General features: G+C 65.7%; 19 protein-coding genes and 1 tRNA gene. 11 read left to right on the forward strand and 9 right to left on the reverse strand.

Features of this window, described 5'->3' with window-relative positions; all coding sequences use genetic code 11:
- Positions 1 to 2: 2 nt before the first annotated feature.
- The 3 genes from RAH32_RS03170 to RAH32_RS03180 are packed head-to-tail and all read left to right on the forward strand — an operon-like array spanning position 3 to position 2,269.
- Positions 3 to 1,010, forward strand: a complete 1,008-nt coding sequence (locus tag RAH32_RS03170) for an enoyl-CoA hydratase/isomerase family protein (protein ID WP_306604988.1) — start codon at positions 3 to 5, stop codon at positions 1,008 to 1,010.
- A complete protein-coding gene (mmsB, locus tag RAH32_RS03175) occupies positions 1,007 to 1,897 on the forward strand; it encodes a 3-hydroxyisobutyrate dehydrogenase (protein ID WP_306604990.1) in 891 nt (296 codons plus the stop codon). The genes RAH32_RS03170 and mmsB overlap by 4 nt, the downstream gene beginning before the upstream one ends.
- Before the next feature lie 60 nt (positions 1,898 to 1,957).
- Positions 1,958 to 2,269: a hypothetical protein gene (locus tag RAH32_RS03180; RefSeq protein WP_306604992.1), complete on the forward strand. Its 312-nt coding sequence runs from the start codon at positions 1,958 to 1,960 to the stop codon at positions 2,267 to 2,269.
- A gap of 13 nt (positions 2,270 to 2,282) precedes the next feature.
- On the opposite strand, the gene RAH32_RS03185 is transcribed toward RAH32_RS03180, so the two are convergent.
- Together RAH32_RS03185 and RAH32_RS03190 are read right to left on the reverse strand one after the other, a co-directional pair.
- Positions 2,283 to 2,356 (reverse strand) — tRNA-Gly (locus RAH32_RS03185).
- 41 nt (positions 2,357 to 2,397) lie between these two features.
- Positions 2,398 to 2,850 (reverse strand): nucleoside deaminase, encoded by a 453-nt coding sequence (locus tag RAH32_RS03190; RefSeq protein ID WP_306604994.1) that lies wholly within the window; start codon positions 2,848 to 2,850, stop codon positions 2,398 to 2,400.
- A gap of 110 nt (positions 2,851 to 2,960) precedes the next feature.
- Between RAH32_RS03190 and RAH32_RS03195 the strand changes: the two genes are divergently transcribed.
- Complete coding sequence (locus RAH32_RS03195) at positions 2,961 to 4,517, forward strand: pseudouridine synthase (protein ID WP_306604996.1); 1,557 nt, start codon at positions 2,961 to 2,963, stop codon at positions 4,515 to 4,517.
- A gap of 35 nt (positions 4,518 to 4,552) precedes the next feature.
- On the opposite strand, the gene hemP is transcribed toward RAH32_RS03195, so the two are convergent.
- Positions 4,553 to 4,729 carry a hemin uptake protein HemP gene (gene hemP / locus RAH32_RS03200; protein ID WP_306604998.1) on the reverse strand — a complete coding sequence of 59 codons (177 nt, stop codon included), beginning with the start codon at positions 4,727 to 4,729 and terminating at the stop codon, positions 4,553 to 4,555.
- A 105-nt stretch (positions 4,730 to 4,834) separates the two neighbouring features.
- Entirely contained in the window at positions 4,835 to 5,776 is a 942-nt protein-coding gene (locus RAH32_RS03205) for a zinc ABC transporter substrate-binding protein (RefSeq protein WP_306605000.1), read from the reverse strand.
- A 97-nt stretch (positions 5,777 to 5,873) separates the two neighbouring features.
- Here RAH32_RS03205 and RAH32_RS03210 point away from each other — a divergent pair, with 97 nt between their 5' ends.
- The 6 genes from RAH32_RS03210 (at position 5,874) to RAH32_RS03235 (ending at position 9,145) form a co-directional block, all read left to right on the forward strand.
- Positions 5,874 to 6,368, forward strand: coding sequence for a Fur family transcriptional regulator (locus tag RAH32_RS03210; protein ID WP_306605002.1), 495 nt, complete (start codon positions 5,874 to 5,876; stop codon positions 6,366 to 6,368).
- Entirely contained in the window at positions 6,365 to 7,114 is a 750-nt protein-coding gene (locus RAH32_RS03215; protein ID WP_306605004.1) for a metal ABC transporter ATP-binding protein, read from the forward strand. Before RAH32_RS03210 ends, RAH32_RS03215 begins: the two co-directional genes overlap by 4 nt.
- Positions 7,114 to 7,896: a metal ABC transporter permease gene (locus tag RAH32_RS03220; RefSeq protein ID WP_306605006.1), complete on the forward strand. Its 783-nt coding sequence runs from the start codon at positions 7,114 to 7,116 to the stop codon at positions 7,894 to 7,896. Before RAH32_RS03215 ends, RAH32_RS03220 begins: the two co-directional genes overlap by 1 nt.
- A 197-nt stretch (positions 7,897 to 8,093) precedes the next feature.
- Positions 8,094 to 8,300, forward strand: coding sequence for a hypothetical protein (locus RAH32_RS03225; RefSeq protein WP_373429652.1), 207 nt, complete (start codon positions 8,094 to 8,096; stop codon positions 8,298 to 8,300).
- 127 nt (positions 8,301 to 8,427) lie between these two features.
- On the forward strand, positions 8,428 to 8,817 hold the full coding sequence (locus RAH32_RS03230) for an AAA+ family ATPase (protein WP_306605010.1): 390 nt from the start codon (positions 8,428 to 8,430) through the stop codon (positions 8,815 to 8,817).
- Between the two features lie 52 nt (positions 8,818 to 8,869).
- Positions 8,870 to 9,145: a hypothetical protein gene (locus RAH32_RS03235; protein WP_306605012.1), complete on the forward strand. Its 276-nt coding sequence runs from the start codon at positions 8,870 to 8,872 to the stop codon at positions 9,143 to 9,145.
- Here the strand turns inward: RAH32_RS03235 and RAH32_RS03240 are convergent.
- The 3 genes from RAH32_RS03240 to acs all read right to left on the reverse strand — a co-directional run bounded on the left by RAH32_RS03240 (position 9,142) and on the right by acs (position 13,500).
- Positions 9,142 to 9,504, reverse strand: a complete 363-nt coding sequence (locus tag RAH32_RS03240; RefSeq protein ID WP_306605014.1) for a response regulator transcription factor — start codon at positions 9,502 to 9,504, stop codon at positions 9,142 to 9,144. The genes RAH32_RS03235 and RAH32_RS03240 overlap by 4 nt on opposite strands.
- Positions 9,505 to 9,569: 65 nt before the next feature.
- On the reverse strand, positions 9,570 to 11,366 hold the full coding sequence (locus RAH32_RS03245; protein WP_306605016.1) for an MFS transporter: 1,797 nt from the start codon (positions 11,364 to 11,366) through the stop codon (positions 9,570 to 9,572).
- A 178-nt stretch (positions 11,367 to 11,544) separates the two neighbouring features.
- A complete protein-coding gene (gene acs / locus RAH32_RS03250) occupies positions 11,545 to 13,500 on the reverse strand; it encodes an acetate--CoA ligase (RefSeq protein WP_306605018.1) in 1,956 nt (651 codons plus the stop codon).
- A gap of 227 nt (positions 13,501 to 13,727) precedes the next feature.
- Between acs and RAH32_RS03255 the strand changes: the two genes are divergently transcribed.
- The gene (locus RAH32_RS03255) at positions 13,728 to 14,201 is read left to right on the forward strand and encodes a pyridoxamine 5-phosphate oxidase (RefSeq protein ID WP_306605020.1); all 474 of its coding nucleotides are present in this window, start codon (positions 13,728 to 13,730) and stop codon (positions 14,199 to 14,201) included.
- A gap of 49 nt (positions 14,202 to 14,250) precedes the next feature.
- Here RAH32_RS03255 and RAH32_RS03260 read toward each other — a convergent pair whose 3' ends face one another.
- A complete protein-coding gene (locus tag RAH32_RS03260; protein ID WP_306605022.1) occupies positions 14,251 to 16,545 on the reverse strand; it encodes a glycosyl hydrolase family 28-related protein in 2,295 nt (764 codons plus the stop codon).
- A 108-nt stretch (positions 16,546 to 16,653) separates the two neighbouring features.
- Positions 16,654 to 18,048: a dihydrolipoyl dehydrogenase gene (lpdA, locus tag RAH32_RS03265; RefSeq protein WP_306605212.1), complete on the reverse strand. Its 1,395-nt coding sequence runs from the start codon at positions 18,046 to 18,048 to the stop codon at positions 16,654 to 16,656.
- Between the last annotated feature and the right edge of the window lie 53 nt (positions 18,049 to 18,101).

An 18,101-nucleotide genomic window follows, 5' to 3' on the forward strand; every position in this document is an offset into this window, starting at 1 on the left:
ACGTGGAAGACCTGAACATCCGCAAGGCGGGGCGTGCCGGGCGCATCACCTTTACCCGGCCCAAGGCGCTGAACGCGCTGAGCCATGACATGGCACGGGCGATCCACCGCGCCCTGGACGGCTGGCGCGATGACCCGGATGTGGCGCTTGTCATCATCGACGCCGAAGGGGACCGGGCCTTCTGCGCGGGCGGCGACATCGCGGCCGTGTATCGCGCGGGACTGGCGGGCGAACATGCCACCGGCCAACGCTTCTTTGCCGACGAATACCGCATGAACGCGGCGATCGCGGATTATCCCAAGCCCATCGTTGCCTTCATGCAGGGCTTCGTGATGGGCGGCGGCGTCGGCGTGGGGGGACACGCCAGCCACCGCATCGTCGGCGACACGACCCAGATCGCCATGCCCGAATCCGGCATCGGCCTGATCCCCGACGTGGGCGGCACCTGGCTTCTGTCCCGCGCGCCGGGCCGGATCGGCGAATACCTGGCGCTGACGGGCGCGCGGATGGGCGCGGGCGACGCGATCCATGCGGGCTTTGCCGATACCTACCTGCCTGAAAGCGAATGGCCCGACCTGATCGCCCGGCTGGAAGACACCGGCGACGTATCCTTGATCGAGGGCGGGGATGCACCGACCGCCCCCCTGCGCACGATGGACCTGTCGCCCTTTGCCCAGGACACCGTGGCCGACATCATCGACGCCCTGGAGGAGGACGGCAACGCCCAGACCCTGAAGATCCTTCATGCCAATTCGCCCCTGTCGATGGCGGCGGGGCTGGCCATGGTGCGGGCGGCGCGGGGCGACAGCCGGATGCAGGAATCGCTGGCCCGCGAATACCGCTTCACATACCGCGCGACGCAGGACACCGACTTCCTGGAAGGCGTGCGCGCGCAGATCATCGACAAGGACCGCAAGCCCCGGTGGATGGCCGATGCCAGCCCCGCCAATGTCGCGGCGCTGCTGGCGCCCCTGGGGCCGAACGAACTGACCTGGAGTGAACCGGCATGAAGATCGCATTCATAGGACTTGGCAACATGGGCGCGCCGATGGCGCTGAACCTGGCGCAGGCCGGGCATCAGGTCACGGGCTTCGATACCGCCGCCCGCCCCGAGGGCCTGACCCTGGCCGACAGCGCAGCCGCCGCCGCCAGGGATGCCGACGTGGTCATCACCATGCTGCCCAATGGCCAGATCCTGCGCGCCGTGGCCGATCAGGTGATCCCGGCCATGAAGCCAGGCGCGATCCTGTGCGACTGTTCCACGGTGGACGTGGACAGCGCCCGTGCGGTCGCGGACCAAGCCCGTGCGGCGGGCCTGGGGGCGCTTGACGCACCCGTGTCGGGCGGGATCGGCGGCGCCCAGGGGGGCACGCTGACCTTCATGGTGGGTGGCCCGGACGACGCCTTCGCGGCGGTTCGGCCGCTGTTCGACGTCATGGGCCAGAAGGCCGTTCATTGCGGCGATGCAGGTGCGGGACAGGCCGCGAAAATCTGCAACAACATGATCCTGGGCGTGACCATGATCGCCACTTGCGAGGCATTCGCGCTTGCCGACAAGCTGGGCTTGGACCGCCAGAAGATGTTCGACGTCGTATCCACCAGTTCGGGATACAGTTGGTCGATGAACGCCTATTGCCCCGCGCCGGGGGTGGGTCCGAAATCGCCTGCGGACAACGACTACAAGCCCGGTTTCGCCGCCGAACTGATGCTGAAGGACCTGAACCTGTCGCAGGCGGCGGCGTCCTCGGCCGGGGCGGACACGCCGATGGGGGCGCTTGCGCAACAGCTTTATCACCAGTTCGTGGAACACGAGGACGGGCGAGGCCGGGATTTTTCGGCAATGCTGCCACGCTTCGTGGAAAAAAATCGTGAACAAGACGGAACTGTGACGCGGTAAGGGAACCAGGGCGCCACTTGCCCGGTTTTCACCAACGGACGGACAACCGGGCCAAGGGAAATGATGCGCAAGGTGATGGTGATCGCGACCGCTGCCGTGGCAGCCACGCTGATCGCTCTTTTCAGTAACGATACCCCGCAGGCGCAGGGCACGATCCAGGCCAACGCCACCCGGGCCGAGACACGGTCCCTCATGCCCGGTGACATCCTGCCCGCCGAAACCGTCGATTTCATCGAAAGGCCCGGCATCTATGGCCTGGGGTCGGAACTGCCGGGCAGCCGGTATGCCATCGTCGATGGTCACCTGGTCCGCGTCAATCCCAACACGATGCAGCTCCAATCCATCCTGCGAAGGGGAAGCTCCGTCGAATGATGGGGTGAGGGATTGGAGCGGGTGATGGGAATCGAACCCACGTATTCAGCTTGGAAGGCTGCTGCTCTACCATTGAGCTACACCCGCATGGCGGCAGGTATAGCCATGCCGCGCGACAGGTGCAACCGTCATCGGCGGCTTTGAAAGAACCCCGTCAGCAGCGTCCGCGCCCGCTCCGCGTCGATCCCGTCATAGACGTGCGGACGGTGATGGCACTGCGGATGGTCGAAAACCCGGGCGCCATGTTCGACCCCGCCCATGCGGACATCGCTTGCCCCGTAATACAGCCGACCGATGCGTGCGGCGGATATCGCCGCAGCGCACATCGGGCAGGGTTCCAGCGTCACCCACAGGTCATGGTCAGGCAGGCGTTCCGACCCCGCAGCCTGGCACGCCTGGCGGATCGCCAGGATTTCGGCATGGGCGGTGGGATCGGACAATTCGCGCGTGCGGTTTCCCGCCGCCGCCACCACACGCCCGTCCGGGGCCACGACCACCGCGCCCACCGGAACCTCGCCCCGCCGGGCGGCGGCTCTTGCCTGGTCGAGGGCCAGGCCCATATGAGAGGTGAAGCGGCTCATGCCCGCTTGTCGCAAGGGCGGTGCCCCCGCGCAAGTTGCCCTTTCCCCGGACCCGCGCTTTCGCTAGAAGCGCGGCTTTGCCACCGCAGCGATGCGCAGGAGAGATCGCCATGACCGACGACAGCACCCCGAAATCCGCCGACCAGTCCCCCGCCCAGTCCCCTGACCGCATCGCCAAGGTGATGGCCCGCGCAGGCGTCGCCAGCCGCCGTGAGGCCGAGCGGATGATCCTGGAAGGCCGGGTGACGGTGAACGGCAAGAAGATCGACAGCCCCGCGCTTGACGTCCTGCCCACGGACCGGATCGTCGTGGATGGCAAGAAGCTGGACGAGCCGCAGGAAACCCGGCTGTGGCTGTATTACAAGCCCCTGGGACTGGTGACGACCGAATCGGACGAAAAGGGCCGGCAGACGGTGTTCGACGCCCTGCCCCGCGACCTGCCGCGCGTGATGACCGTGGGCCGCCTTGACCTGAACTCCGAAGGCCTGCTGCTGCTGACCAACGACGGCGAACTGAAGCGCCGGCTGGAGCTGCCCTCGACCGGCTGGCTGCGGCGTTACCGTGTGCGCGTGAACGGCACGCCCAGCGACATGACCTTTGCCCCCCTGCGCCGCGGCGCGACCATCGACGGCGAGGAGTTCGCCCCGATGGAGATCAAGCTGGACAGCCAGCAGGGCGCGAACGCCTGGCTGACCGTGGGCATCCGCGAAGGCAAGAACCGCGAGATCCGCCGCGCCATGTCCCATGTCGGGTTGCAGGTGAACCGCCTGATCCGCATCGGCTATGGCCCCTTCAAGCTGAGCGGCATGGAAAAGAACGAGGTCGTCGAGGTCAAGAAACGCGTGCTGCGCGACCAGCTTGGCGGGCTGCTGACGGGCGAGGAGACCGCCCCGAAAGAACGCGAAATGCGCCCCCGCGGCGCGGAAGGCCCGCGCGGCCCGCGCCGGGACGATGGCGACCGCCCGGCCCGCAGCTTCCGCAGAGAGGGCGGCGGCGAAGGCCGTTTCGCCCGCAAGCCTGGCCCGCGACAGGACGGCGACCGCCCCGCCCGTCCCTGGTCCGGCAAACCCCGGTCCGAGGAAGGCGGCGACCGTCCGCAGTTCCGCGGCAAGCGTCCGCAGGGCGAAGGGGATCGTCCGGCCCGCCCCTGGTCGGACAGGCCCCGCGCCGAACGCGACGGCGCGTCCGCTGACCGCCCCCGCTTCGGCAAGCCCGCTGGCGACGGACCGGCCGGCAAGCCGGCCTACAAATCTCGCGGCGACCGGCCCGAGGGCGGCTTCAAGCCGCGCGGGGATCGTGCCGAAGGTGGTTTCAAACCTCGGGGCGACAGGCCCGAGGGAGAAAGAGGCTTCAAGCCGCGTGGTGATCGTCCAGAGGGCGGGTTCAAGCCCCGCCGCGATGCCGATGACGCCGGGCGGGGCTTCAAGCCGCGGGCAGAGGGAAAACCCGGCGACAAGGGGTTCAAGCCGCGCGGCGACCGGGCCGAGGGCGGCTTCAAGCCTCGGGGCGACGGACCCCGTCCGGGCGGAAAACCCGGTGGGGACCGCAAGCCTTTTGGCAAACCGGGCGGGGCCAAGCCCGCGCGCGGGGGTTCAGGCGGCGGCTTTTCAGGCAAGCCCGGCGGTCGCGCTGGCGGCGGGCGACCGGGCGGCAAGCCGCGCGGTTGACGGGTCCTTCCCCCGCCAAATGGCCGGGGGCAGCCTTACTTCGTCAGGATCAGCTTGCCGGCCCGCGTGATGCGAAGCTGATAGATCTGGTCGTCCAGGATGATCAGCGCCTGATTGCCCCCGCGCGTCAGCTGGGTCGCGTCATGCTGCGGGATCCGGGCCAGAACACTGGTGCCGGATTGCGCGAAGTCTGCGGGACGTACTGCGGTCATGGTCAGCCTCTCGAAAATTGGGGTCCGTCTTCCTTCACTTGAAATCTGACCAATTCAGTCTGGATTGTCAAAGTAAAAGAGTCGGAATTATCTGGAGGGGCGGATTTACTCTGACAGGCAGCCGGTGATGGCCCCCGCCATCTGCGAAAGGATCTGCCCGTAAAGCTGCGGCCCTGGCTCAAGATCGCCGCCTTCTGGCGTCAGTTCGTCGCCGGTGCGAATGGCACCGCCGTCCGTCACTGCCTGCACCAGCTTGGGGTCGCTGCCGTATTCGGGAAAGGCGCAGACCGCACCCCCTTCCGTGATACGGGCGCGAATCTCTGCCAACCTTGCGGCCGAAGGCGTGCTGGCATCGCCCAGCGACACCGCGATCGCGGGCTGAAGGCCGAAATGTTCGGTGAAATAGCCGTAGGCGTCGTGAAAGACGACAAAGCTGGCCCCGGCATGGGGCTGAAGCTGCGCAAGAAGTTCTTCGTCAAGGCGGCGGATTTCCTCGGCTGCCGCCACTGCGTTCTGCCTATAGGCGGCCGCATTGTCAGGGTCGATCTTTTCCAGCGTCTCGGCGATGGCAGAGACCCAAAGCTGCGCGTTTTCCGGGTCCAGCCAAGCGTGCGGATCCACGTTACCATGCGCGTCGTCGTGACCATGGTCGTAATCGTGACCACCCTCGTGGCCGTGGTGGTCGTCGCCATGCGCCGCGCCGTGGTCATGCGCCTCGTCATACCCCCGCAGATAGGTGCCCGGCACCTCAAGCAGCCGCAGCTGCGCGACATCGCCCCCGACCGAGGACGCGGCGCGATCCAGCCAGGGCGTCAGTTCCGGCCCCGTCCAGACCAGCAGCCCCGCGTCCTGCAACCCCCGCGCGTCCGAAGGGCGCATCTGGTGGTGATGCGCGCTTGCCCCCTTCGGCAGCAGCACCTGCACCTGCCCCAGATCCCCCATCACCTGCTGGACCAGCGAGGCGGTGACGGGCGTATCCACCACCACCTGCGGCGGTTCGGCCAGCACGGGACCGGCGGCCAGAAGGCCAAGGGCGGAAAGGATCATGCGCATCATGTCACCTCGACAGGTTGGTTTCTTGCAGGGCCGTGCTTATTCATGTTACATGATAACAAGTCAAACAGAATGTGATAAAGTAACAAGATTGCCCGATCACGAACCCCATTCCGCCTTTGCCCCCCATGACCACCGCGCCTGCGAGGCGCGCGTGCTTGACCAGGCGCGTGACCGCCTGGCCGCAAACGGCGCCCGGCTGACCCCCGTGCGGCAGCGGACGCTGGAGATCCTTCTGGAATCACATCGCGCCATGGGCGCCTATGAGGTGCTGGACCGCCTCGCCGCCGAAGGTTTCGGCCGCCAGCCGCCGGTCGCCTATCGCGCCCTTGAGTTTCTGGTGGAACACGGACTGGCGCATCGCCTGCAACGGCTGAATGCCTTTGCCGCCTGCCTGCATCCGGGCCATGACCACGCGCCCGCCTTCCTGATCTGCCGCGACTGCGACATGCTGGCCGAACTGCCCGCCGCGCCCGTTCGCGATGCGCTGACGGACCTGGCTGCCGAATCCGGCTTCCAGGTGGAACGCGTCACGATCGAGGCCCTGGGCCTTTGCCCCGCCTGCGCCGGCGCGGCCCGGCCATGACCGCCCTGATCCAGGCCAGCGGCCTGACGATCCTGCGTCCCGGCGGGTCCGAGACGGTCCTGCAAGGCGTCGACTTCCAGATCCGCCCCGGAGAGATCGTGACGGTCGTCGGGCCGAACGGGTCGGGCAAGTCGTCGCTGGTGCGCGCGCTGCTGGGGCATATGCCGCTGGCGGCGGGCCGGGTCGAACGCAGGGCGGGGCTGCGGATCGGCTATGTCCCGCAGCGGGTTCAGGTGGATACCACCATCCCCATGACCGTGCGCCGCTTCCTGTCCCTGCCCCGCCGGGTCGGCGACCGCGACGCGGCCCGCGCCCTGGCCCGCACCGGGGTCGAAGGGGTCGAGGCCCGCCAGCTGACCCAGCTTTCGGGCGGGCAGTTCCAGCGCGTCCTGCTGGCCCGCGCGCTGCTGCACGACCCGCAGCTTCTGGTGCTGGACGAACCGACCCAGGGGCTGGACCAGCCCGGCATCGTCGCCTTCTACAAGCTGATCGAGGAGGTGCGCCGCCAGACCGGCGCAGCCGTCCTGATGGTCAGCCATGATCTGCTGGTGGTGATGCGCGCGTCCGACCGCGTGATCTGCCTCAACGGGCATGTCTGCTGCGAGGGTACCCCCCAGCATGTCAGCAGCGCCCCCGAATACCGCGCCCTGTTCGGGGCCGAATCCGAAGGCACGCTGGCCTTGTATCGTCACCACCACGATCATGACCACAGCCACGATCACCACCACCACGCCGGGGCGCATTGATGCTGGACGACTTCTTTGTGCGGGCAATGCTGGCGGGTCTGGGCGTCGCGGCGGTGGCGGGTCCCCTGGGCAGCTTCGTCGTCTGGCGGCGCATGGCTTATTTCGGGGATGCGACGGCCCATGCCGCAATCCTGGGGGTGGCGATCAGCCTGGCCTTCCATATCTCGATCTATGCCGGGACGACGCTGGTTGCGGCGGCGATGGCCGCGGCGATCTCGGCCTTGGTGTCTCGGGGGCAGACGGTGGATACGATGCTGGGGGTGCTGTCCCATTCAGCCCTGGCGATCGGTCTTGTGGCGATCAGCTTCGTGCCGCAGGCCCGGTCGGATCTGTCGGCCTATCTGTTTGGCGACATCCTGGCGGTCGGCCCGGGCGATCTGGCGCTGATCTGGGCAGGCGCTGCAGGGGTGCTGGGACTGCTGGCCTGGCGGTGGCAGCGGCTGTTGACGGCATCGCTGAACGAAGAACTGGCGATGGCCGCAGGCATAGACCCCAGGACCGAGCGGCTGGTGCTGTCCCTTGCCCTTGCAATCGTGGTCGCCCTGTCGATTCGAGTCGTCGGATCGCTGCTGATTTCGGCCATGCTTATCGTCCCGGCGGCGGCGGCCCGCGGATTGTCGCGCAGCCCCGAACGGATGGTCGGCAATGCCACGCTGATCGCCGCCGTGGCGGTGATGGCGGGACTGTGGGCCAGCCTTTATCTTGATACCCCCGCCGGGCCGTCCATCATCACGGCCGCGGCGGCTATTTTCATGTTCTCCCAAGCGTTTCGCCGGGCCTAGTGCAGGATTGCAACACCTGGTTCGCAGGCCGTTTCAGGGCGGAACTGATGGTCGGCCAGGGTGTTGGCCAATATGCAACAGTTGCCGCGAACCAGCGACGGATTTGAACCAATGCAGCTTTCAAACGTCTGGGGATTGTGTAACTGTCGCCTCGATGTTGCCGGTGACGGCAGCCTTCAACGAAACGGAGCATGATCATGACCAAATTCGCTACCTTCGCTGCCGCTCTCGGCCTGACCGCCACTTCGGCTCTGGCCGGTGGCTATGTCGCCCCCGTCGTCGACGTCGAGCCCGTCGTTGTCGAGGAGCGTCCCGCTTCGACCAACGCTGGCCTGGTTGTCCCGGCCCTGCTGCTGCTGGGCGTCATCGCCGCCGTTGCTTCGGACGACGACGACTCGGAGTAATCTCTGAACGGAACTTCGGTTCTGTCAGGTATAAGGGCTGGCCTTGGGCCGGCCCTTTTTCGTTGCGCCTCGACATCATCCCGGCGCGGGCGTAGCATCGTCCCGATCGTGCGTGCAGATTGGGGGTATGATGCGCAGCCTTCTGATCCTGGGCCTTCTGGCCTGGCCCCTGGCGGCGAACGCGCAGTCCGACACGGAAGACGGGATCGGCCTTGTCGAGCGCGGCTTGGGGATCATCGCCGACAACCTGTGGAATGAATTCGGCCCGCAACTGAACGAGCTGGGGCAAGGCATGGGGGGCGCGCTGTCGGATCTGGCACCGGTGCTGGAGGATCTGGCGGTGCTGGTCGATGACCTGGGCAACTACCAGGCGCCCGAACGGTTGGAGAATGGCGATATCGTGATCCGCCGCAAACCCGGCGCACCGCCTCCTCCGCCCCTGGGGGCTGGCGAAGCGGACGGTCCTGATGCCCCACAGGTGCCCATCGACCCGGACCAGCCTGAAATCCCCTTGTAGACCGCGCCGTGCCGGATCGGATAAGCTGCGGAAAAACAAGGGGGATGGATTGATGGGCGACCTGTTGGCGGCGCAGGCCGGGGACTTGTTTCGGATCGGCTTGCTGGCGGCATTGCTTTTGACCACCCTGCGCAATCGCCCCATCACGGGGATGCTGCTGCCCCTGGTCGCGGGCGCGGTTTTCGTGGCGGTCATTATCCCGCTGACCGGCGCCACGACACGGCCCGAGCCGATGGCCACGCAGGTCCTGGCCGGACTGCTGGTGAATGCGGCCTATATCGCGATCGGCCTGGGGCTGTGGTCGCTGTGGCAAACGCGCCGGCGCTAGGCCAGAAGCCGCATCATTTCGGCACGCAACTCTGACAGTTCGAACGGCTTGGCGATAAAGCCGTCCGCCCCCAGGGCCAGGCCGCGCCGCCTTTCCACGATGGATCCCCGCGCGGTCATCAGCAGGATGCGCACGTCCGACATGCCGGGATCGGCGCGCAGCAGCTCCACGATCTCATAGCCCGACATGTCGGGCAGCATCACGTCCAGCAGCACAAGATCGGGGCGTTCCGCGCGGATGGCCGCCACGGCGGCCCCACCCTGGGACAGGCGGGAATGGGCATGGCCGTCGCGGGCCAGCAGGAATTCCAGGGCCATGGCGATGTTGTCCTCGTCCTCGACAACAAGAATGCGCGCCATGAGCCAAGCTTTCCTGGACGACAGGGAAATGCCGGGCCGGGGATCGCCCCCGGCCCGGATCGGGATCAGACGTTGTCGTCTGCGAAGATGTTCTTCTTGTGGCTGTCGTTCGGCACGAACAGGGTGCCGATGATCACCGTCATCACGGCGATCACGATCGCATACCACAGGCCAGCATAGATGTTGCCGGTCTGGGCCGAGATCGCGAAGGCGGTCGCGGGCAGCAGGCCGCCGAACCAGCCGTTGCCGATGTGATACGGCAGCGACAGGCCGGAATAGCGGATGCGGGTCGGATAGAGTTCCACCAGCTGCGCCGCGATCGGGCCATAGACCATCGTCACCAGCACGATCAGATAGGTCAGGATCAGCACGATCTGGATGTTCTGGCCGTTGAAGATGTCGAAGAAGTGGTCGGCCTTGGCGACGGTGGTGTTGTCGGCCGCCACCAGGGGATAGCCCGCAGCGGTCAGCGCGGCATTGACCTCGGCCGTGAAGCGGGCCTTTTCGGCCGCCAGGGCATCGCCGGTCAGCGCATTGCCGTCATAGGCCTGCACGACCGTCTCGCCGATCTGGACCGAGGCGACGGTCCCCGCCGGGGCATCGACCGTCTGCTGGACGTTGACCGAGGATTTGGACAGCGCAGCCTTGAGGATGTCGCAGCTGTTGTTGAACTGCGCCGTGCCCACCGGGTTGAACTGGAAGGAACAGTCATCGGGTGCCGCCGTCACGGTGACGGGCGTGTTCTGCGCCGCGGCCAGCGCCGGGTTGGCGACGCTGGTCAGCATCGGGAAGACCCACATATAGGTCGCAGCGGCCAGGGCGCAGCCGCCCAGGATGATCGGCTTGCGGCCGATGCGGTCGGACAGCGAGCCGAAGAAGATGAAGCCCGCGGTGCCCAGGATCAGCGACCAGGCCACGAAGACGTTGGCGCTGAACTGGTCCACCTTCACGACGTTCTGGATGAAGAACAGCGCGTAGAACTGGCCCGAATACCAGACCACGGCCTGCCCGGCGGTCAGGCCCAGCAGCGCGATCAGGGCGATCTTGCCATTGCGCCAGTTGCCGAAGGCTTCCTTCAGCGGTGCCTTGGACTGCGCGCCTTCTTCCTTCATCTTCTTGAAGGCGGGGGATTCGTTCATCTGCAGGCGGATGTACAGCGAGATCAGCAGCAGGAAGACCGAACCCAGGAACGGAATGCGCCAGCCCCAGGCCTTGAACGGCTCCAGCATGACCTGTGCGCCGGTGGCGTCCAGAAGCGGCTGGCCGTCCAGGCCCAGTTGCGGCACGGCCGGATAGTTCGCGTTCACATAGGAGGTGACCAGCAGGATCACGACCAGCGACAGCAGCAGGCCCAGCGTCGCCGTGGTCTGGATGAAGGACGTGAAATAGCCGCGCTGATTGGCCGGGGCATGTTCGGCCACATAGACCGCCGCGCCGCCATATTCGCCGCCAAGCGCCAGACCCTGCAGCATCCGCAGCGCGATCAGGATGATCGGCGCGGCAATGCCCCAGGACGCATAGCCCGGCAGCAGGCCGACCAGGAAGGTCGAGAAGCCCATGATCAGGATGGTGGCCAGGAAGGTGTATTTCCGGCCGATCAGGTCGCCCAGGGCGCCGAAGACAAGCGCGCCGAAGGGACGCACCAGGAAGCCCGCGGCAAAGGCCAGCAGCGCGAAGACGTTGCGCGTGGCTTCCGGGAAGGCCGTGAAGAACTGCGCGCCGATGATCGCCGCCAGCGAGCCGTAGAGATAGAAGTCATACCATTCGAAGATCGTGCCCGCGGACGAGGCCAGGATGACCTTCTTTTCCTCGGACGTCATGGGACGCGAACGGGTCGTCGCGTCGGGCGATGCATAAGCCATCAATCCTCCTCCTGTTGATCCAGCCGTTGGCTGGCATGGGATGCCGACGGTCAAGCCTTCTCCGGCCGCGATTCAGCATGGATCGCGTGCGGGGGATTGCTCGTCGGGTCGGTGTGGCGGCACCCGGTTCCTCCTGCCCGGAGGCCGCCTCGTCATGGGGCGCGTGGCCCCCTTCGCGTCAGGCCCTGTTCATCCGGTTGGCGATCAGGTCTTCCACCACCTCGGGTTCGGCCAGGGTCGAGATGTCGCCCAGGCTGCCATAGTCGTTCTCGGCGATCTTGCGCAGGATGCGGCGCATGATCTTGCCGGAACGGGTCTTGGGCATGCCGGGCGCCCATTGGATCACGTCGGGCTTGGCGATGGGGCCGATTTCCGTGCGGACCCATTTCTCCAGCTCGCCGCGCAATTCGTCACTGGGCTGCACGCCGTTCATCAGCGTGACATAGGCATAGATGCCCTGCCCCTTCAGCGGATGCGGGTAACCGACCACGGCGGCCTCCGCGACCTTTTCATGGGCGACCAGGGCCGATTCGACCTCGGCCGTGCCCATGCGGTGGCCGCTGACGTTGATCACGTCGTCCACGCGGCCGGTGATCCAGTAATAGCCGTCCTCGTCCCGGCGGCAGCCGTCGCCGGTGAAGTAATAGCCCGGATATTGCTGGAAATAGGTTTCCATGAAGCGCTGGTGATCGCCCCAGACGGTGCGCATCTGGCCGGGCCAGCTATCGGCGATGCACAACACGCCCTCGGCCGGGTTGCCTTCGACCACCTTGGCGGATTCGGCCTCAAGGATGACCGGCTTGATGCCGAAGAAGGGCAGCGTGGCCGAACCGGGCTTGGTTTCCGTGGCGCCGGGCAAGGGCGTGATCAGGTGGCCGCCGGTTTCCGTCTGCCACCAGGTATCCACGATGGGGCAGCGGCCCTTGCCGATGTTGTCGTTGTACCAGTTCCAAGCCTCGGGGTTGATCGGCTCGCCCACGGTCCCCAGGATGCGCAGGGACGACAGGTCGTGGCCCTGGATCGGGTCGGTGCCCTTGGCCATCAGGGACCGGATTGCGGTCGGCGCGGTATAGAACTGCGTGACCTTGTGCTTGGCGCAGACTTCCCAGAAGCGGCCGGCGTCGGGATAGGTGGGCACCCCCTCGAACATCACGGTGGTCGCGCCATTGGCCAGCGGGCCATAGACGATATAGCTGTGGCCCGTCACCCAGCCGACATCCGCCGTGCACCAGAAGACGTCGCCGTCCTTGTAGTCGAAGGTGTATTGATGCGTCATCGCGGCATAGACCAGATAGCCGCCGGTCGTATGCACGACCCCCTTCGGCTTGCCGGTCGAGCCCGAGGTGTAGAGGATGAACAACGGATCCTCGGCACTCATCGGGCGCGGCGGGCAGTCGGGGCTGGCGGTTTCCATCAGCGCCTTCACGTCCACGTCGCGGCCCTGGATCCAGGTCGTCTGGTCGCCGGTATGCTTGACCACCAGGCAGCGCACCCGGTCGGAACAATGCAGCAGGGCGGCGTCGGTGTTCGATTTCAGGTTCGTCCTGCGCCCGCCGCGGGGCGCGGTGTCGGCGGTGATGACCACTTTGGCGCCGCAGTCGTTGATGCGGTTCGCCAGCGCATCGGGCGAGAAGCCCGCGAAGACGATGGAATGGATCGCCCCGATCCGCGCGCAGGCCAGCATCGCATAAGCCGCCTCGGGGATCATCGGCAGATAGATCACCACCCGGTCGCCGCGCATGATACCCTGGGACAGCAGGACATTGGCGAAGCGGTTCACCTTTTCCGACAGTTCCGCATAGGTGATGTGCTGGGCAGGCGTCGCAGGATCGTCAGGTTCAAAGATGATCGCCGTCTGGTTGGCGCGGGCGGGCAGATGGCGGTCCACGCAATTCACCGAGGCGTTCAGGATGCCATCCTCGTACCACTTGATCGCCACCTTGCCGAAGGTGAAGTCGGTATTCTTGACGATGCTATAGGGATGGATCCAGTCCAGGCGGCGCCCTTCGCGGTCCCAGAACGATTCGGGGTCTTCGATCGATTCGGCATACAGGCGGGCATAATCCGCCGGTCCCACATGGGCTTTTTCGAAGCCCGCCGGAATCGGATGCTTTTCAATCGCTTCGCTCGTCATGGTCCCCTCTTCGCTGTTGCGCCGCGCCGCTGGTCTTGCCTTTCCGGCCAGTCACAGCAAGCCTTTCAAGCGCGCCCCGAAGCAATGTTAATCACATCTTTGGTTATCTGTTAAGTGTTTTTATTAAAACGATAATTTAGTAAATTAATTGACGAGATAAGATGCTGAACGGTAAATTCTTCACAAGACTTGCAAATCGCGACAGCGGGCGCCAGCGTCCAGCAGTGATGAAGGATCCCGTCCGATCCACCACCGACGAAGCCCGCGACCAGGGCAGACAGATCCTGGCCGCGATGCGCCATGCCGTGCTGGCGGTGAACGATCCGATGACTGGGCATCCGCATCTGTCAAAGATCGCCTGCCAGATCGACGGCGCAGGTGTGCCGGTGGCGCTGCTGTCGGGGTTGGCGGTCCACAGTCGTGTGCTTGCCGGCGATCCCCGCGCCGCGCTGCTGGTGGAAGCGCAGGGCGGCAGGGGCGATCCGATGACCTGGCCGCGCCTGTCCTTGCAGGTGACGGCCAGCGTGATCGCCGATCCGGGCGGGCTGCGTGACCGCTGGCTGGCCGCGCATCCCAAGGCGGCGGTCTTCATCGACCTGCCCGATTTCCGGTTCTGGCGGCTGCTTCCCCAGGCAGGTTTTCTGAATGCGGGCTTCGGGGCGGCGTTCCGGCTGTCGCCCGCCGATCTGGGCATCGCATGAAAAGACCGCCGCGACGGGTCGCGGCGGTTCATCGACGTTGCGGGCCTTCCTACTGCGGCCGGTCCATCCTGGCATAGACGCAGACCTTGCCCCGGACAGCGGACGGCCAATTCAGCCGGATCTGCCGGCGGCTGGTGCCGATCTCCGTCTGGACCCAGGGTGCCGAATCCACCTGGGTCCCGGCGGCATTGGTGATCGCGCTTTCGGCAATGACCGACTGCACCGACTTGGCCCACCCCTTGAAGGGCAGCCCGTCGATCACCGGCAGGATCCAGGCGGCCGATGGTGAAACCTGATTATGCTGCAACATCAGGGGGTTCGAAACATAGTTCTGGATCCCGTTGAAGGTGTTCCCCTCGAACTGCAGGTTCCGCATGTTGTTGTAGTTCAGGTCCGCGATCGAGGTATCGACACGCTCGATCCGCTCGATCTCGCCATAAAGCGCCTTGAAGACATTGCTGGTCACGGTCAGGCCGTGGATGAAATGCCCGGTGCCATAGGGCTTGACCGTCAGCCAGGCAAACCAGGGGGCGGTGTTGGAACACAGGCAGGTGTTGCCGTTGATCGTCAGCCCTCCAAAGCTGAATTCGGAACCCGTATAGTCCGGCTCGGCGCTGTGTTCGTTGGTCCATTCGATCGAGGCATTGTCGATATAGTTGCCGTTGATCGTCGTCTGCACATTGGGCTGGGTCAGAACCAGCCCGGCATAGCGCAGCCCCTCGCCCGATCCGTCGCCCTGGAACCAGTGGTTGCCCGAGATGATGTGCCCGCCGCCATCGGCGACCATGAAATGCGCGAATCGGACAAAGCGGTTGTCTCGGATCTTCACGTCATTCGCGTTGACGTTGATCGCGATGGTGGTCCGCTGCTGCGCGGGCAGGTCCATCTCGTTCGACAGGAACTGGCAGCGGTCCACCAGCAGGTCCTGGCATCCCCGGCCGAGGGAGGTGATGCCCCGGTCCTTGGGCTTGGTCACATAGCAGTCCCGAAGCGCGATCATCTCGCCCTTGGGGGGCAGCATGATCCCGCTGGCCACGCCTTCGCAGTTCAGATCCAGATCGACGAAATTCAGCCGCGACAACTGCTCGACACCCGAAAAGTCGAACAGATAGCGATAGCGTTCGAAGACATAGCTGCGCGTCCCTGCCCCGCCATACAGCGGCTGCGACAGCGTCAGCGTCCTGGCGGCCACGTCCTTGGCGGTGACATAGACCTCGCGTCCAACCCCGTTGCCGGTGATCCGGCTGCCGGTCTCGATGGCGGCGACGTTCAGGACATTGCTCAGCCGCAGGGGCTGCGCGGGATCATAGGTCGCGGCACTGGTCCATCGGCCGGTGTCCCAGGCGGTGCCCGCCTTGGCGCTGAGGCTGCCGTTGCAGATCACGCGGCGGTTGGAAAACCCGGTCAGGTCGGGCGCCAGATTTCCCACGACCAGCGGCTCCTCCAGGTCCACGCGCCGGCCGCACAGATCCAGCGAGACATGGTCAGTATAGCCGAACAGCGCCTGCAACGCCTTCTTCATGCCAAGCGTTTCGTCACCGAAAGCAGCAGCATAAGTCGGGAAGTTGAAGCTCTGCATGAAAGACACGCTTGTGCTCGCGGGTGTGCGGATGGTGCCCTTGAAGCGGATCCGGCTGTTGATGCCCAGATTGCCGTTGATGAAGAACGTTCCTTCGGGCACCAGGATCCAGCCGCCATTCGCCGCTTGGTCGGCCGCGACAAAGGCCGCGCGGTCGTTGGTGACGTTGTCCCCCTTGGCGCCGAAATCGCGCACGTCCACCCAGTCGATCAGCGACGGGATGAAGGCCGCCGTCACATCCTCGATGCGAATCGATTCGATGCGGAACGCCCCGCCGTTGGCGCCCACCAGATCCAGTCCGAAATGACCATAGACCGGGGCGGTGCCCCAGGCCATGTCCACGCCCCCGCGCGATCCGACGCCGACGATGGCGCTGATTTCCACCACCTCGCCATAGGCGGTCAGGGGCACGGTCGGCCCCACCTCGACCAGCCCGTTCACATGCGCGCGCGACCCGTTGCCCGCCCAGCCGGCGATGCGCGCGGAACACAGCGCGCCCGCCACCGCCTTGATCCGGGCCGAGATGCGCAGATAGACGCCGGGGATCATCGGCGTTTCGCCCATGAAGCGGACTGACGTCGTGGTCTGCTGCTTCATCACCTCGAGACAGGTTCCGAAATCCTGGTCGGCCGGAACCAGCGCGGCGTTCATGGCCGATGCCCAAGTCGGGCTGCCTGGCGTGCCGTTCGTCGTGGACCAGGCATTCAGCCCGCCCCGGAACGCGGGCGGCATCAGCAAAAGCCCGTTGGTGATCGCGATGTTCATGACCTATCTCCTTCAGCCGCGGCAGGCGCATGGGTGAAGGGATAGTTACCAAACGGTTAATGCAGGATTGACGGGGCGGGCGTTGCTGCCCCGCCCCGCGCAACGGTTTCAGAAATGGATGGCCCGGCCATAGGCGTCCAGAACCGCCTCGTGCATCATCTCGGAGAGCGTCGGGTGCGGGAAGACCGTTTCCATCAGGTCCTGCTCGGTCGTCTCAAGCTGGCGGCCGATGACATAGCCCTGGATCAGTTCCGTCACCTCGGCCCCGACCATGTGGGCCCCCAGCAATTCGCCGGTCTTGGCGTCGAAGACGGTCTTTATCATCCCTTCCGGCTCGCCAAGCGCGATGGCCTTGCCGTTGCCCACAAAGGGGAAGCGGCCCACCTTGATCTCGTGCCCCAGTTCCTTGGCCTTGGCCTCGGTCAGCCCGACCGACGCGACCTGCGGGTGGCAATAGGTGCAGCCCGCGATTGAGGACGGCTTGACCGGATGGGGATGCCCCCCCGCGATCAGTTCGGCCACCATCACGCCCTCGTGGCTGGCCTTGTGGGCAAGCCAGGGCGCGCCCGCCACGTCGCCGATGGCATAAAGCCCCTCGACGCCCGTGCGGCAGTATTCGTCGGTCAGGACATGGGTGCGGTCGATCTTTACGCCCAGGTCCTCAAGCCCCAGATTCTCGACGTTGCCGACGATGCCCACGGCGGAAATCACCGTGTCGAAGTCCTGCGTCTCGGTCTTGCCGCCCGTTTCGATATGGGCAGTCACGGTGGCGCCCTTGCGGTCCAGCTTCTTGACCGTGGCCTTTTCCAGGATCTTCATGCCCTGCTTGACGAACTGCTTTTTCGCGAAAGCGCTGATCTCGGCATCCTCGACCGGCAGCACGCGGTCCATCACCTCGACGACCGTGGTATCGGCCCCCAGCGTGTTGAAGAAGCTGGCGAATTCGATGCCGATGGCGCCCGATCCGATGACCAGCAGCTTCTTCGGCATGTGCGGCGGCATCAGCGCGTGCTTGTAGTTCCAGACCAGCTTGCCGTCAGGCTCCAACCCCGGCAGTTCGCGCGCCCGCGCGCCGGTCGCCAGCACGATGGACTTGGCGGTCACTTCCTCGGTGCCCTTGTCCGTCTTGACGCTGACCTTGCCGGGGGCAACCAGCCGCGCCTCGCCCATGATGGTGGTGACCTTGTTCTTCTTGAACAGGTGGCCAATGCCGCCGGTCAGCTGCTTGGCGACGCCGCGCGACCGGGCCACGACCTTTTCCAGGTCGAAGCCGATCCCCTCGGCCGACAGCCCGAAATCCTTGGCACGGTGCATCAGGTGGAACACCTCGGCCGACCGCAGCAGCGCCTTGGTGGGGATGCAGCCCCAGTTCAGGCAGATGCCGCCCAGATGCTCGCGCTCGATGCAGGCGACCTTCAGGCCCAGTTGCGCGCCCCGGATCGCGGCGACATAGCCGCCCGGGCCGGCACCAATCACCACCATGTCGAAATTCTGGGCCATCAGCTATCCTCGTCTGGTCACGATAGTTCAGCGTTAAACCATTCTTTCAGGGGGGA

Source organism: Paracoccus yibinensis, from assembly GCF_030846195.1.
Classification (GTDB): domain Bacteria; phylum Pseudomonadota; class Alphaproteobacteria; order Rhodobacterales; family Rhodobacteraceae; genus Paracoccus; species Paracoccus yibinensis.

Excerpts from the sequence above, each read along its gene's own strand:
- mmsB (WP_306604990.1), top strand. The coding sequence starts at position 1,007 with ATGAAGATCGCATTCATAGGACTTGGCAACATGGGCGCGCCGATGGCG.
- RAH32_RS03180 (WP_306604992.1), top strand. The coding sequence starts at position 1,958 with ATGATGCGCAAGGTGATGGTGATCGCGACCGCTGCCGTGGCAGCCACG.
- RAH32_RS03190 (WP_306604994.1), bottom strand. The coding sequence starts at position 2,850 with ATGAGCCGCTTCACCTCTCATATGGGCCTGGCCCTCGACCAGGCAAGA.
- RAH32_RS03195 (WP_306604996.1), top strand. The coding sequence starts at position 2,961 with ATGACCGACGACAGCACCCCGAAATCCGCCGACCAGTCCCCCGCCCAG.
- hemP (WP_306604998.1), bottom strand. The coding sequence starts at position 4,729 with ATGACCGCAGTACGTCCCGCAGACTTCGCGCAATCCGGCACCAGTGTT.
- RAH32_RS03205 (WP_306605000.1), bottom strand. The coding sequence starts at position 5,776 with ATGATCCTTTCCGCCCTTGGCCTTCTGGCCGCCGGTCCCGTGCTGGCC.
- RAH32_RS03215 (WP_306605004.1), top strand. The coding sequence starts at position 6,365 with ATGACCGCCCTGATCCAGGCCAGCGGCCTGACGATCCTGCGTCCCGGC.
- RAH32_RS03220 (WP_306605006.1), top strand. The coding sequence starts at position 7,114 with ATGCTGGACGACTTCTTTGTGCGGGCAATGCTGGCGGGTCTGGGCGTC.
- RAH32_RS03225 (WP_373429652.1), top strand. The coding sequence starts at position 8,094 with ATGACCAAATTCGCTACCTTCGCTGCCGCTCTCGGCCTGACCGCCACT.
- RAH32_RS03230 (WP_306605010.1), top strand. The coding sequence starts at position 8,428 with ATGATGCGCAGCCTTCTGATCCTGGGCCTTCTGGCCTGGCCCCTGGCG.
- RAH32_RS03235 (WP_306605012.1), top strand. The coding sequence starts at position 8,870 with ATGGGCGACCTGTTGGCGGCGCAGGCCGGGGACTTGTTTCGGATCGGC.
- RAH32_RS03240 (WP_306605014.1), bottom strand. The coding sequence starts at position 9,504 with ATGGCGCGCATTCTTGTTGTCGAGGACGAGGACAACATCGCCATGGCC.
- RAH32_RS03245 (WP_306605016.1), bottom strand. The coding sequence starts at position 11,366 with ATGGCTTATGCATCGCCCGACGCGACGACCCGTTCGCGTCCCATGACG.
- acs (WP_306605018.1), bottom strand. The coding sequence starts at position 13,500 with ATGACGAGCGAAGCGATTGAAAAGCATCCGATTCCGGCGGGCTTCGAA.
- RAH32_RS03255 (WP_306605020.1), top strand. The coding sequence starts at position 13,728 with ATGAAGGATCCCGTCCGATCCACCACCGACGAAGCCCGCGACCAGGGC.
- RAH32_RS03260 (WP_306605022.1), bottom strand. The coding sequence starts at position 16,545 with ATGAACATCGCGATCACCAACGGGCTTTTGCTGATGCCGCCCGCGTTC.